The 13894-nt window shown below is 69.3% G+C and carries 13 protein-coding genes, 1 tRNA gene and 1 other RNA gene; 12 read left to right on the top strand and 3 right to left on the bottom strand.

Annotated elements, in window-relative coordinates:
• Positions 1-75: 75 nt before the first annotated feature.
• From ACQP1K_RS28395 to ACQP1K_RS28385, 3 genes are read left to right on the top strand one after another with little or no spacing between them, the layout of a single operon-like run.
• Entirely contained in the window at positions 76-1599 is a 1524-nt protein-coding gene (locus ACQP1K_RS28395) for a dolichyl-phosphate-mannose--protein mannosyltransferase (RefSeq protein WP_433501666.1), read from the top strand.
• A 48-nt stretch (positions 1600-1647) separates the two neighbouring features.
• Positions 1648-1938, top strand: coding sequence for a hypothetical protein (locus tag ACQP1K_RS28390; RefSeq protein ID WP_433498747.1), 291 nt, complete (start codon positions 1648-1650; stop codon positions 1936-1938).
• Positions 1920-2333 (top strand): DNA-binding protein, encoded by a 414-nt coding sequence (locus ACQP1K_RS28385; protein WP_433498746.1) that lies wholly within the window; start codon positions 1920-1922, stop codon positions 2331-2333. Before ACQP1K_RS28390 ends, ACQP1K_RS28385 begins: the two co-directional genes overlap by 19 nt.
• A gap of 109 nt (positions 2334-2442) precedes the next feature.
• On the opposite strand, the gene ACQP1K_RS28380 is transcribed toward ACQP1K_RS28385, so the two are convergent.
• Positions 2443-2528, bottom strand: a tRNA-Ser gene (locus ACQP1K_RS28380).
• 96 nt (positions 2529-2624) lie between these two features.
• On the opposite strand from ACQP1K_RS28380, the gene ffs reads away from it, so the two are divergent.
• From ffs to ACQP1K_RS28345, 7 genes are all read left to right on the top strand, one after another.
• Positions 2625-2718, top strand: an RNA gene (gene ffs, locus ACQP1K_RS28375) — signal recognition particle sRNA small type.
• Between the two features lie 43 nt (positions 2719-2761).
• Positions 2762-5032: a DNA polymerase III subunit gamma and tau gene (locus ACQP1K_RS28370; protein WP_433498745.1), complete on the top strand. Its 2271-nt coding sequence runs from the start codon at positions 2762-2764 to the stop codon at positions 5030-5032.
• Positions 5033-5237: 205 nt separating this feature from the next.
• Positions 5238-5585 (top strand): YbaB/EbfC family nucleoid-associated protein, encoded by a 348-nt coding sequence (locus ACQP1K_RS28365; RefSeq protein WP_433501665.1) that lies wholly within the window; start codon positions 5238-5240, stop codon positions 5583-5585.
• A 3-nt stretch (positions 5586-5588) separates the two neighbouring features.
• Complete coding sequence (gene recR, locus ACQP1K_RS28360; protein WP_433498744.1) at positions 5589-6188, top strand: recombination mediator RecR; 600 nt, start codon at positions 5589-5591, stop codon at positions 6186-6188.
• On the top strand, positions 6181-6711 hold the full coding sequence (locus ACQP1K_RS28355; protein WP_433498743.1) for a DUF5063 domain-containing protein: 531 nt from the start codon (positions 6181-6183) through the stop codon (positions 6709-6711). The genes recR and ACQP1K_RS28355 overlap by 8 nt, the downstream gene beginning before the upstream one ends.
• A 140-nt stretch (positions 6712-6851) precedes the next feature.
• Positions 6852-8126: an aspartate kinase gene (locus tag ACQP1K_RS28350; protein ID WP_433498742.1), complete on the top strand. Its 1275-nt coding sequence runs from the start codon at positions 6852-6854 to the stop codon at positions 8124-8126.
• Positions 8123-9190, top strand: a complete 1068-nt coding sequence (locus tag ACQP1K_RS28345) for an aspartate-semialdehyde dehydrogenase (protein WP_433498741.1) — start codon at positions 8123-8125, stop codon at positions 9188-9190. Before ACQP1K_RS28350 ends, ACQP1K_RS28345 begins: the two co-directional genes overlap by 4 nt.
• Before the next feature lie 349 nt (positions 9191-9539).
• Here ACQP1K_RS28345 and ACQP1K_RS28340 read toward each other — a convergent pair whose 3' ends face one another.
• Positions 9540-10361 (bottom strand): hypothetical protein, encoded by an 822-nt coding sequence (locus tag ACQP1K_RS28340; RefSeq protein ID WP_433498740.1) that lies wholly within the window; start codon positions 10359-10361, stop codon positions 9540-9542.
• Between the two features lie 348 nt (positions 10362-10709).
• Here ACQP1K_RS28340 and ACQP1K_RS28335 point away from each other — a divergent pair, with 348 nt between their 5' ends.
• Together ACQP1K_RS28335 and ACQP1K_RS28330 are read left to right on the top strand one after the other, a co-directional pair.
• Entirely contained in the window at positions 10710-12185 is a 1476-nt protein-coding gene (locus tag ACQP1K_RS28335; RefSeq protein ID WP_433498739.1) for an amidase, read from the top strand.
• Between the two features lie 72 nt (positions 12186-12257).
• Positions 12258-12617 carry a YkvA family protein gene (locus ACQP1K_RS28330; RefSeq protein ID WP_433498738.1) on the top strand — a complete coding sequence of 120 codons (360 nt, stop codon included), beginning with the start codon at positions 12258-12260 and terminating at the stop codon, positions 12615-12617.
• Here ACQP1K_RS28330 and ACQP1K_RS28325 read toward each other — a convergent pair.
• On the bottom strand, positions 12614-13810 hold the full coding sequence (locus ACQP1K_RS28325; RefSeq protein WP_433498737.1) for an amidohydrolase family protein: 1197 nt from the start codon (positions 13808-13810) through the stop codon (positions 12614-12616). The genes ACQP1K_RS28330 and ACQP1K_RS28325 overlap by 4 nt on opposite strands.
• Between the last annotated feature and the right edge of the window lie 84 nt (positions 13811-13894).

Genomic DNA, 13894 nt, shown 5'->3' with positions numbered 1-13894 from the left:
TCGCTTCTCCCCCCTCCGGCGACGCGGGAGCCGCACGCCGCTTCGCTTTCTGTCCGTGACAGGCTGCTCCCGCCGATGCCGGGCGATCCCCTGTGGGGATGGGTCGGCTCCCTGGTCGTGGCGCTGTTCGGGGGAATTCTGCGCTTCTATGACCTCGGCACGCCGCGCGCGGTGGTATTCGACGAGACCTACTACGCCAAGCACGCCTTCTCGCTGATCAGGTACGGCGTCGAGCGGCAGTTCGTCGACAACGCCGACGAGCTGATGCTGCGCGGCGGTGAGCGACTGTTCAAGGTCTGCGACACCGTCCAGGACTGCGCGACCTACGCGATGCACCCGCCGCTCGGCAACTGGATGATCGGCGTGGGGGAATGGCTGTTCGGTCTGACCCCGTTCGGCTGGCGGTTCATGCCCGCGCTCGCCGGCACCGTCTCGGTGCTCGTCCTCGCCCGTACGGCCCGCCGGATGACCCGCTCGACGCTGCTCGGCTGCCTCGCGGGTCTCCTGCTCGCCCTCGACGGCCTGCACTTCGTGCTCTCCCGTACGGCACTGCTGGACATCTTCCTGATGTTCTGGGTGCTCGCCGGGTTCGCCTGCCTGGTGGTGGACCGGGACAGGGCGAGGGCCCGGCTGGCCGACTGGCACGCGACGGCCTCCGCGACCCCCGCGTCCCCGGGGCGGGGGCCGGGACCACGGCTCGGTCCGCGTCCGTGGCGCCTCGCCGCCGGCCTCTGCCTGGGCGCTGCGCTGGCGACGAAGTGGACCGGCCTGTTCTTCATCGTCGCCTTCGGGATCATGACGCTCGCCTGGGACGCCGGTGCCCGCCGCGCGGTGGGCGTACGCCGCCCCTACGTCGAGACGGCGAGGCGTGATCTGCCGCTCGGGGCCGCCTGGATGGGAATCGCACCGATCATCGTCTACGTCGCGTCGTTCGCCGGCTGGCTGGCCACGGCCGCCGGCTGGGGCCGCGACTGGGATGGGGCGACGGCGCCCGGGCGGTCCTTTCTCATCGAGTCGCTGCGCTCGCTGATGTCCTACCAGCTGCAGGTGCTCGGCTCCCACACCGGCCTGACCACCCACCACGACTACCAGTCCGACCCCTGGACATGGCCGCTGCTGCTGCGCCCGGTGGCGTTCTTCTACCGGGAGACCGCCGGCGGATGCGGCGCGGAGACCTGCCGCGCGTCGATCGTGGGCGCAGGCACGCCCCTCATCTGGTACGCGGCGCTGCCCGCGCTCGTCGCCATGATGATCTGGTATTTCGCCGCGCGCGACTGGCGGGCCGGCGCCCTGCTTCTGGCGTACGGCGCCGGTTGGCTGCCGTGGTTCTACTACGCGATCGCCGACCAGCGCACGATGTACCTGTTCTACGCGCTCCCGATGCTGCCCTTCATGATCTTGGCCATCGTTCTGTGCTGCGGGCTGATCATGGGTACGGCCGGGGCCTCCCAGGAGCGGCGTACGGTCGGTGTCACCCTGGTGGGCGCTTTCACGCTGCTGGCGCTGGTGAACTTCTGGTGGATTTCGCCCATCCTCACCCTTGAGCCCCTGCCGGTCGATCAATGGTTCAGCCGGATGTTCTTCCAGAGCTGGATCTGACCCGCCGAACGCCTGCTCCGATTCCTACTTGTTTGATAATCTCTCCTCATGACAGCGATGCTCAACGAGTACGACATCGGCGAGGGGCCGGCGACCAGGGTGAGCCTCTCGCTGCCGGAGGGCACGGCCGAGGCGATCCGCCGTCGCGTGGGCAAACGCGAGTTCTCGGCCTTCATCACCTCCGCGGTGGAACGGGAACTGCGCGGTCTGATCCTGGACGAATACCTGGCCGACTACGAGCGGCGGCACGGGTCGATCCCGGCGGAGGCGCAGCACAGGGCACGTCAGATCTTCGACGAGGTGTTCGCCGAGGAGGGAGAGTGGCCCGCAGGAAGCTGAGCCACGAGGGCACACTCGTCCTCGACTGCGAGGGCCTCGCCAAGATCGTCGACGACGACGCCTCCGTGGTGGCGATGATCGCTGAGGCACGCAGAAGGGGCATGGAGGTGGTGACCAGTGCGCTGACCATCATCGAGGCCGCGCACCGCCGTACGGACGGCGCCAGGCTGAAGTGGCTCCTGTCCGGCCTACGGATCGAACGGGTGGGCGAGGAGGAGGCGAAGGCCGCGTCCGCCATGCTGATAGACGCGGGTCTACACGGTCACAAGTATGCGATCGACGCCGCCGTCGCCGAGATGGCGGTACGGCAACGCCGTCCGGTCGCGATGCTCACCTCGGACGTCGACGACATGACCAAGCTCTGCGGTGACCACGTCCACCTGGTGTCCGTCTAAGCTGCCGGCGCCCGGCGAGGTGAGGGGGGCGACCCGGGGGGACGGAGAACGACGAAGGGCCCGGCTGGATCTGTCCGGGCCCAACGCGTTCTTGCTGCTCAACCAAGCGCGGAGGATGCGAGATTCGAACTCGCGAGGGGTTGCCCCCAACACGCTTTCCAAGCGTGCGCCCTAGGCCAACTAGGCGAATCCTCCGTCGCACAGCTTAGCGGACTTTCCAGTGTGCGATGACCGGCACGGGAGCACGGGTTTCCCGGTCTGCGCATCCCCGCGAAGTGGTTAGACTGTCCCTGGACCCCTCGCGCGGCGTCATCCTGTGAACCTCCCCAGGGCCGGAAGGCAGCAAGGATAAGCGGGCTCTGGCGGGTGTGCGAGGGGTTCTTCAGTTAGCGGAACCGCCCGCCGGGTCTACCCCCCGAGGAGACGGCATGAGTCTTGCGCTGTACCGCAAGTACAGACCCGGGACGTTCGCCGAGGTCAAGGGGCAGGAGCACGTCACGGAACCGCTGCGCCAGGCGCTGCTCAGCGGACGGGTCAACCACGCCTACCTGTTCAGCGGTCCGCGCGGTTGCGGTAAGACCTCCAGCGCCCGCATTCTCGCCCGCTCGCTCAACTGCGAGAAGGGGCCGACGCCCGACCCCTGCGGCGAGTGCGAGTCGTGTGTCGCCCTCGCGCCCACCGGGCCGGGCCATCTCGATGTGATCGAGATAGACGCCGCCTCGCACGGTGGCGTCGACGACGCGCGCGATCTGCGTGAGCGGGCCTTCTTCGCTCCGGTCTCGGCCCGCTTCAAGATCTACATCATCGACGAGGCCCACATGGTCACCCGTGAGGGCTTCAACGCGCTGCTGAAGCTCGTCGAGGAACCGCCGCCGCACCTCAAGTTCGTCTTCGCCACCACTGAACCGGAGAAGGTCATCGGGACGATCAAGTCCCGGACCCACCACTATCCCTTCCGGCTCATGCCGCCGGCCACGCTCCGGCAACTGATGGAGGAGATCCTCGAGTCCGAGTCGGTGCCGTACGAACCGGCCGCGCTGCCGCTCGTGGTCCGCGCGGGCGCGGGGTCGGCCCGTGACTCGCTGTCGATCCTCGACCAGCTCCTCGCCGGCGCCGACGAGGCGGGCATCACCTATCAGCGTGCGGTCTCGCTGCTCGGCTACACGGACGGGGACCTGCTCGACGAGGTGATCGGCGCGTTCGCCCGGCGCGACGGCGCACAGGTGTTCAACGCGGTCAACCGGGTGATCGAGGGCGGCCACGACCCCCGCCGCTTCGCCGCCGACCTGCTGGAGCGTCTCCGCGATCTGGTGATCCTGGCGAACGTGCCCGAGGCGGCGTCCAGTGGGCTGTTCGACCGCCCGGCGGACGAGCTTGAGCGCCTGCAGGAGCAGGCAGCCTCCATGGGACCGGCCGAGCTGACCCGGGCGGCCGAGGTGTTCAACGCCGGGCTGACCGAGATGCGCGGGGCCACCTCTCCCCGCCTGCTGCTCGAGTTGATGTGCGCCCGCGTGCTGCTGCCCGCCGCAGATCAGGGCGAGATGGCGCTGCTGGCCCGGCTCGAACGGCTGGAGCGCGGCGCGCTCGCCGCCCCCGTCGCCGGTCCCTCCGCCGGTTCGCCCGCCTCCGTTCCTCCCGCCGCTGCTCGCCCGCCCGTCGCCGCTCCGCGGCAGCCGGCCCCGGCGCCGGATCCCGCGCCGGTCGCGGCACCGCCGCCACCCGCCGCCCAGCCACCCGCCGCCCAGCCGCCTGCGGCTCGTACGGCTCCCGCCCCCGCCGCGGACGACTGGCCCACGCCCGTACGGCCGGGTGGTGGTGCTCAGGCCGTCGACGCCCGTACGGCTCCGCCCGGCGGAAACGCGCGGCCGGAGCAGCACGGCGGACAGCCCGCGGCGCAGCACGGCGGACAGCATGGAGCGGTGCAGCAGGTATGGCCGCAGGTTCTCGAAGCGATCAAGAACCGGCAGCGGGTGGCTTGGATGATCATCAATGCCCAGGGCCGGCTGCTCGGCGTCGAGGGCGACCTCGTGACCGTCGGATTCGAAAAGCCCGGCGACGTCCAGGGCTTCCTCAAGGGCAAAAGAGACGAGGTGGTCGCGGCGGCCCTGGGCGACGTGCTCGGCGGAAACTGGCGGGTCGACGTGGTGGTCGGCGGCGCCGGACCAGCGGGCCACGCCTCGCGCGGCCCGGCCTCGCGTCCCGCCGCTTCGCCGGGTCAGCGGCCACAGGGGGGCGGCGGCCCCGCCCGGTCGTCCGCGGCTCCGGCCCCGGGCGCCGCCGGCGCGGCCCGGCCGTCCGCGGCGACGGCCGGTGCACAGGGTCGTGGCCAGGAGAGGGCGTCCGAAGTCGCGGGCCGGGGTCAGGACGCGCGCGCGACCGACGTCTCCCGTACCGGCGGCGACACCCGCACCACCGATGAGAGCTGGCCGGACGAGCCGTCGGACGACTTCCACGGATCGGAGACGCCCGCAGGAGCGGCTTCGGCGGCGAGGTCGGCGGTCAGGGCCGCAACCCAGAGCCGGTCGCGCCAGGCCTGGCCGGACGCCGTCCCCCGCCGGGGCAGGACCGGCGCCGGCTCCGATCTCGACGACGTCGACCCGCTCAACGACGCCGACGCCGACGTGAGCGATCTGACCGGTCTGGCCCTTGTACAGCGGGAGCTCGGCGGTCAGATCATCGAGGAGATCGACCACTCCTGAACCGGCGGTCGGCGGAACAGCGCGAAGCGGGCATAGAGGGTCTCTCCCGGCGCGGCTCCTCCACGTATTCATGATCGCAGGCAGGCGCCGTGCCGTACGGGATCCGATCGGCGGGGACACGTGCGCACGCCGGTGTCGGAACGGCGGCGGACACCGTAGGCTCATCGCGACGAACATGTCGCTGGACGCTGAGGAGCACACGATCGTGAATCCAGGAGATGTCAATCTTCAGCAGCTGCTGGAGCAGGCTCAGCTGATGCAGCAGCAGCTCGTCACCGCGCAGCAGGAGCTCAGCGATGCCGAGATCGAGGGAAGCGCCGGGGGCGGGCTCGTCGTCGCGACCGTGAACGGTAGCGGCGAGCTGCTCGAACTCGAGATCAGTCCGTCGGTGATCGACGCCGACGACCCGCAGGAGACCGCGGAGACCATCGCCGACCTCGTCCTGGCCGCGGTCCGGGACGCCGTGCGCGCCGCGGCCGAGATGCAGCAGGAGAAGCTCGGTCCGCTCGCGCAGGGACTCGGAGGCGGTCTCGGCCAGCTGCCGGGGTTCTAAGCCATGTACGAGGGGGTCGTCCAGAACCTGATCGACGAGTTGGGGCTGCTGCCCGGCGTCGGTCCCAAGAGCGCGCAGCGCATCGCGTTCCACGTGCTCGCCGCCGACCCGGTGGACGTGCGGCGACTGGCGCACGCGCTGCTCGAGGTCAAGGAGAAGGTGCGCTTCTGCCGGGTCTGCGGCAACGTCGCGGCGGAGGAGGAATGCCGGATCTGCCGGGATCCCCGGCGCGACCCGCAGGTGATCTGCGTGGTCGAGGAGTCGAAGGACGTCGTGGCGATCGAGAAGACCCGCGAGTTCCGTGGCCGCTACCACGTGCTCGGCGGCGCGATCAGCCCGATCGACGGCATCGGCCCGGACGACCTCAAGATCCGCGAGTTGATGACACGGCTGGCCGACGGCCAGGTGACGGAGCTGATCCTCGCGACCGATCCGAATCTCGAGGGCGAGGCGACGGCCACCTATCTGGCCAGGCTCGTCAAGCCCATGGGGTTGAAAGTGACACGACTGGCCAGCGGCCTGCCGGTGGGCGGTGACCTCGAGTACGCCGACGAGGTCACGTTGGGCCGCGCTTTCGAAGGACGGAGGCTGCTGGATGTCTGACGAGTGGAACGGTCTGGCCGCACGCGTCGCCGGGCATGCGCAGAACTACATCGACGGCCTGACCCGCCTCGCGGGCGGCGAGGGCGGCGACGCGATCCTGCCGCTGCTGCTGATGGAGGTGGCCCAGGTCAGTCTCGCGGGCACCCAGCTCGGGGCCGTACAGGACGTGATCCTGCAGGGCAACTTCGAGCCGCCGTTGGGGGATGACCCCGACATAGATCCTCTGCGTACGACTCTCGCCGTACGACTGGGCCCGGTGGACGACTACGCCGAGGTGTTCGATCCGTACAAGGACACGGCGGTCACGCCGTACCGGCTGTCGGACGATCTCACGGCGGTGGCTGTCGACCTCATCCACGGACTGCGGCATTACCGGGCCGGGCGTCCGCTGGAGGCGCTCTGGTGGTGGCAGTACTCATACTTCAACACCTGGGGAAACCACGCGGGAGCCGCGTTGCGCGCCCTGCACGCGCTCGTGGCGCACACCCGTCTCGACGTGGTCGAGGAGAGCACGATCGTCTGAGCACGGCTGATCCGCCCGCGGTCTCCGTCCGGTCCGTGCGGCGCGGCCGTTCCGACGTCCATATGCTGGTCTGCCCCGGCCCGCCGGAAGGCGTCCCAAGTACACTGTGAGCTCCACGTCCTGATTCGTTGGAGATTCCAGTGGCCCTCGTTGTCCAGAAGTACGGTGGTTCGTCGGTGGCGGACGCGGCCTGCATCAAGCGGGTCGCCCAGCGGATCGTCACGACGAAAAAAGCCGGCAACGAGGTCGTGGTGGTCGTGTCCGCTATGGGCGACACCACCGATGAACTGCTGGAGCTGGCTCAGCAGGTGTCGCCGCTGCCCCCGGGGCGTGAGCTGGACATGCTGCTGACCGCCGGCGAACGCATCTCGATGGCGCTGCTCGCGATGGCCATCGCCAACCTGGGTCACGAGGCGCACAGCTTCACCGGTTCCCAGGCCGGGGTCATCACCGACTCCACCCATGGCAAGGCACGCATCATCGATGTGACGCCCGGCCGCATTCGCGAGGCGCTGGACGCCGGACAGATCGCGATCGTGGCGGGTTTCCAGGGCGTCTCCCAGAACACCAAGGACATAACGACGCTGGGTCGGGGAGGATCCGACACCACGGCCGTCGCACTCGCCGCCGCGCTCAAGGCGGACGTCTGCGAGATCTACACCGATGTGGACGGCATATTCACCGCCGATCCCCGCATCGTGCCGACGGCACAGCAGATCCCTCGCATCTCCTACGATGAGGCGATGGAGATGGCCGCGTGCGGGGCCAAGATCCTCCATTTGCGCTGCGTGGAGTACGCCCGTAGGTTCCGTCTGCCGATCCACGTCAGAAGCTCGTTCAGCACCAGGCAAGGCACGTGGGTCGTGTCCGATCCCAATACCGAAGGAACCCAGATGGAGCAGCCCATCATCTCCGGAGTCGCCCACGACCGGAGCGAGGCCAAGATCACTGTGGTCGGGGTGCCCGACAAGGTCGGCGAGGCTGCCGCCATCTTCAGAACCATGGCCGACGCCGACGTCAACATCGACATGATCGTGCAGAACGTGTCGGCCGCGACGACCAGCCGTACGGACATCTCGTTCACGCTCCCGGGTGGCGACAGCCAGGCGGCGCTCACCGCGCTGAAGAAGATTCAGAGCCAGGTGGCCTTCGAGTCGCTGCTGTACGACGACCAGATCGGCAAGGTCTCCCTGATCGGGGCGGGGATGCGGTCGCACCCCGGCGTCACGGCGAAGTTCTTCGGCGCGCTGGCCGACGCCGGCGTGAACATCGAAATGATCTCCACCTCGGAGATCCGCATCTCGGTGATCGTGGACCTGGACGACGTGGACACCGCCGTCGCCGCCGCGCACCGGGCGTTCGACCTCGACGCCGACCAGGTCGAGGCGGTTGTGTACGGAGGTACCGGACGATGAGTCGTAAGCCCACCCTCGCTCTCGTCGGCGCGACCGGTGCCGTCGGCACCGTGATGCGCGAGATCATCAGTGGCCGCGAGGACGTCTACGGCGAGATCCGCCTGGTCGCCTCCGCCCGCTCGGCCGGAAAGGTCCTGCCGGTACGCGGCGAGGACGTGGTCGTCCAGGCGCTGGCCGCCGAGGTGTTCGACGGCGTCGACATCGCCATCTTCGACGTCCCCGACGAGGTGTCCGCAGAATGGGTGCCGATCGCCGCCGGGCGCGGTGCGATCGTGATCGACAAGTCGGGCACGTTCCGGATGAACCCCGAGGTGCCGCTGGTCGTACCGGAGGTCAACCCCGGCGACGCACGCGACCGGCCCCTCGGCATCATCGCGACGCCGAACTGCACCACGCTGTCGATGATGGCCGCCATGGGCGCCCTGCACGAGGAGTACGGCCTGCGCGAGCTGGTCGTGGCCTCCTACCAGGCCGTCTCGGGCGCCGGCGTGGCCGGTCCGGCACGGCTGTACGACGAGGTCGAGGCGCTGGCGGGTGACCGGAGTGTCGGCCAGGCGGCCGGAGACGTGCGCAAGGTCATCCAGAACAAGCTCGGCGACGTCGAGTCGCCGTTCCCCGCGCCGATCGCGTTCAACGTCGTGCCGTGGGCCGGCTCGCTCAAGGACGACGGCTGGGCGTCGGAGGAGCTCAAGCTCCGCAACGAGTCGCGTAAGATCCTCGGCATTCCGGACCTCAAGGTCTCGGCGACCTGTGTCCGTGTCCCGGTCGTGACCACCCACTCGCTGACCGTACACGCGACCTTCGAGCGGGAGATCACGGTGGCGGACGCGCACCGCGTCCTGGAGGCGGCGCCGACGGTGATCCTCATGGACGACCCGGGCAGCGGCGTCTACCCGATGCCGATCGACGTCGTGGGCACCGATCCCACCTACGTCGGGCGGATACGTCAGGCGCTTGACTTCCCGAACACGCTCGACCTCTTCGTCTGCGGCGACAACCTGCGCAAGGGCGCGGCCCTCAACGCCGCGGAGATCGCCGAACTGATCGCCGCCGAGTTCGCCTGACCACCCATCCCCGCCACCCCATCCTTTCCACCCCATCCCCGTGATCTTGCGAATTCTCGCAGGATGGGGCCCTGACCAGGCCTTCTCCTTTGCGTGATCTTGCAGATGATTGCAGGGATGGGTGCTGACCTGCGGTTACGCCCTTCGTGATCTTGCACTCTGCCGTCGATGTCGAGTGCAAGATCACGGATGGTGTTTTCCCTGGTAGGGCAGACCCCTTGCGAGAAACTGCAAGATCACGACGTGTGTTCGCCCAGCCTGTACGGCCACCGTGCGAGTTATCGCAAGATCACGGGAGGGGGTGGAGGTGGGGGTGCTGGGTGTGCGAATCGGGTGGGGGTTTGGGGGGTCAGAGGAAGAGGATGTCCCAGTGGGTGCGCTCATCGGCGTAGACGGCCGAGGCTGAGGACATCGCCGAATTGGAGGGCGGACGGTAGAGTGTCGAGCCGTCGCCCCGGCTTTTCAGCCGACGGAATTTCCCCCTGACATAGGCATCGATGCACTTGTTGTGGGCGATGTCGACCTTGTAGCCGTTTTCGTGGCTGTAGCGTCCGTCGGCGTGGCCGGTCTCGGTACCGCCCGTGATCGTGATCTCGCAGCCGCTGGCGCGTCTGAGGTCGATCAGCCGCATGAGCGTGCCGTACCTGATGGAGTCCAGCGACGTGCACGATGACTTGCGCCGGTCGGTGCAGCGTCCGGTGGACGTCCACTTCAGCCCGGCCTCGGCCACATGTCGCGCGGCATCCTGCTGGTTCAGTCTCATGGCGGCGGCCGAGGTGTCCCAGGTGATGACCTTGGCGGTGAATGTGCCGGCCAGGGGGATCCCCACCGTTGGGAGCTCCAGCGTCACCTCTACCGCGGCATCCGGTTCCGTCGCGTCCACCTCGGTCTCCTCCACTCCGGTCTCCTCGACTTCGGCGTCTTCGGATATCGGTTCGTCCGGCGCCGGCTCGGCCGCCGCCACCGGAATCTCGGCCGCGGCCAGGATCTCCTGCGCCACGGCGATCTCCTGCGCCACGGCGATCTCGTGTGCCATGGGAATCTCGGATGCCGTCGGAATCTCGTGCGTCACCGTGATCTGCCGTGTCACCGGCGGCGGAGCGGCGGCTCCCGGCAGGTGGTTCGATATGTCCTTCTGCATGGGCAGGGCGACCAGGACGACGGCGGTCATCCAGGTCCGCCCCCACCACGATGGGTGCGAATGCATGTGTTCCCCGGTGGATCATTCCTTGTCCTTCTTTGAGGGGGAGCAGCTCGGGGATCGTGACAGGGTGATCAATCCCACGGTCGGTGATCGGTCATTCCTGCCGGACGGTGGAATTTGCCGCCGCATAGCGATCATCTGGAGGGTCCGTGACCGTCCGGTATCCTGCGGCGGACGGATCGCCGTAGTTCACGCCGTATGGCGAGTTCAGTCGGGTCTGATCCGATTCCTGGGCTTTGAATTCACCAGGGTCCGGCCAACGAGCCCGGTTTCCGATTCGCCGGGACCAATTGCTGGATTTCGCGGCCCGCCCTCATGAAGGACCCCCTCGGAAAGGACGGCGTGGTGGACTTGGACGAGTTGCTGTCGCTGGATGCGGTCGGCCAGGCGGAGGCCGTACGGAACGGGGTCGTCTCCCCCAGCGAGCCGGCCTTGGCGGCGATCGCCCGCATCGAGGCCCTCGACGGCGAGCTCAACGCGGTGGTCCACCGGCGGTTCGAGCGGGCCCTCGCCGAGATCGACGACATCCCCGAGAACGCGCCCTTCCGGGGTGTGCCGGTCCTGCTCAAGGACATCGGCTGGGAGTCGGCCGGAGATCCCTGCGGGGCGGGATCGAAGATCCTCGACGGTGTGGTGGCCGACCACGACTTCCACGGCACCTCGCTGCTGCGCCGCGCCGGGTTCGTGATCCTGGGCCGGACCAACGTCCCCGAGCTGGCGACGACGATCACGACTGAGCCGTTGGCGTACGGACCGACCAGGAACCCGTACCACCCGGACTATTCCGCCGGCGGTTCCAGCGGTGGCTCGGCCGCGGCGGTGGCGGCCGGGATGGTTCCGGTGGCGACGGCGAGCGACGGCGGCGGATCGATCCGCATCCCGGCGAGCATGTGCGGCCTGGTCGGGCTGAAGCCGACCCGGGGGCGGGGCAGCGTCGGGCCCTCGCTGGCCGAGTCGTGGGGCGGGCTCTCGACCACCGGCGTGCTGACCAGGACCATGCGGGACACCGCGGCGCTGCTCGACCTGCTCTCGGAGCCGATGCCGGGCGACCCGTACACCGCGCCGGCGTGGCGGCGGCCCCTGGCCGAGGAGGTCGGCGCGGACCCCGGGCGGCTGCGCATCGGTTTCGTCACCGTCCATCCGCGCGGCGAGGTTCCGGAGGACGCCGAGGCGACCGCCGCCGTGACGAGGACGGCGGCTCTGCTGGAATCGCTCGGACACGAGGTCGTGCCGGCTTACCCCGAGGCCCTGGCCGATCCGGATTTCCCCATATACCACAGCGCGATCATCAGCGCGAACGTGGCCGCCGAGCTGGAGACCATCGCCGCGCTGCGGGGCAGGCCGGTGGAGTCGGCGGAGCTGGAGCCGCGCAACCGGCTGGTGGCCGAGGCCGGCCGGAGCATGTCCGCCACCGACTACCTGGCCGCGCTGGGCATGCTCAACGGGTACCGCCGGCGGATGGCATACTGGTGGACCGGCCATCCCACGGCCCCGCATCCCACTGCACCAGATTCGGCGGCATCGGGGTTCGACCTGTTGCTCACGCCGACGCTCGCCGTCGCCCCCTTTCCGCTCGGCTGGATCTCCGACGACGACGTCTATCTGGCGCTGGAGCGAGCCGGGATCGGCGCGGCCTTCACCGCGCCGTTCAACTCCACCGGTCAGCCCGCGATCTCGCTTCCCGCCGGTCGTACGGCCACCGGCCTGCCGGTCGGCGTCCAGTTCGTGGCCGCCGCGGGGCGTGAGGACCTGCTGATCCGGATCGGCGCCCAACTGGAGATCGCCGCTTGAGCGGAACCGGCGGGAACCCGCCGTACGTTAACGGGAGGGCAAAGAGGGCACGTTACCGGTGGAGGTGTGCTCATGGCGAAGGCGGCCAAAGGGGGACGGGCGGCGGCGACGTGGCGTGCGTACCGTGAGGTGTCCCAGCCCGGTTCGCCCGGCGTCGGCAGCCGGATCAAGGCGATGCCCCGGATGCTGCGCGCCGCGCTGCGGGGTGACTACCACGGCCTCACCAGGGGCAAGGTGGCGATGTTCGGCGCGGCCCTGGCGTACATCATCTCGCCGATCGACGTCGTCCCCGAGCTCCTGCTCGGGATCGGCGTCGTGGACGATTTCGGGGTGTTCCTCTGGCTGACGACGGCTCTGCTCGGCGAGAGCGGCCGGTACGTGGAGTGGGAGCGGCAGGACCCGCCCCCACCCCATGCGAACCGACCCGGCTAGAGCTGCTCCATGCGCAGCCAGGCACGCGACGGCAGCGGATGTCCGAACAGGCGGGCGGCGTTGCCGTACGCGACCCGGGCGATGTCGGCGGGCGGCAGGCTGCCGAGGTTGCGTGCCACCGTGCGCTGGGTGTCCGGCCAGGTGGACTCGGCACGCGGATATCCGCTCTCCAGCAGCACGTGCTCCATGCCGACGGCCATCCGTACGGCACTGAGCGCGCTGTCGTCCAGGGTGCCGAAGTAGAAGTTCCGCCGCAGCACCTCGCTCGGCTTGAGGCCGCCGTCCCAGTGGGACTCGCCGCCCACCAGGTGATCGAGCGCGTAGTCGGCGCGCTCGGCCAGCATCGGCAGCCAGCCAACGCCGCCCTCGACGATCAGGATGCGCAGCGCGGGGAAGCGCAGTGCGACCCCCGACCACAGCCAGTCGGCGCACGCGAACATCGCGCTCGCCGGGATCAGCGTCGTTATCGCCTCGATCGGAGTGTCCGGCGACGGCACCGGGGCCCACGAGGAAGCGCCCGTATGCAGGCAGACGACCGTGCCGGTCTCCTCGCAGGCGGCGAAGAACGGATCCCAGTGGCGGCTGTGGATGGACGGCAGACGCAGTCTCGTCGGGAACTCGGGGAAGACCACGGCCTTGAAACCGCGTGAGGCGTTGGCCCTGATCTCCTTGGCCGCGACGTCGGGGTCGCGCAGCCAGGGGATCTGCAGCGCGATCATGCGCTCGGGATAGGTGCCCGCCCACACGTCGACGTGCCAGTCGTTCCAGGCCCGGACCAGGGCGAGGCCGAGGTCCTGGTCACGGGTCCTGGCGAACAGCACGCCCGCCTGGTTGGCCAGCATGCCGGGGAAACACAGGGCCGCCCAGGTCCCGGCGCGGTCCATGTCGGCGATCCTGGCCTCGATGTCGTGGCAGCCGGGCCGCATCTCCTCGAAGCGGACCGGGTCGAGCGTCCACTGCTCCTTGGGCAGGCCGGCGCCCACGTCCAGTCCGGCACACGGGTAGGTGGCCCCGCCGTAGCGCCATACCTGATGGCCCGCCTCGGTCTCCACGACCTTGGGCGCGTGGTCCTTGTACTTCTCGGGCAGGCGGTCGTCGAATAGATCGGCCGGCTCGATCAAGTGATCGTCGACCGATATGATCACGTAGTCCCGCCGCCTCGGCTCTGGGTCGGGATGCAGCGGCGTCGTCACACTGGTAACCGTACGGCCAAGGGGTCACACCGAACAAGCTGCGAGGTCTCCGGTTGGTATCCGTTCGCTCACCACGCGATGCCA

This window comes from Sphaerimonospora sp. CA-214678 (genome assembly GCF_050942215.1).
In the GTDB taxonomy this organism is placed as follows: domain Bacteria; phylum Actinomycetota; class Actinomycetes; order Streptosporangiales; family Streptosporangiaceae; genus Sphaerimonospora.
This window is presented reverse-complemented; position numbering and strand designations above follow the sequence as displayed.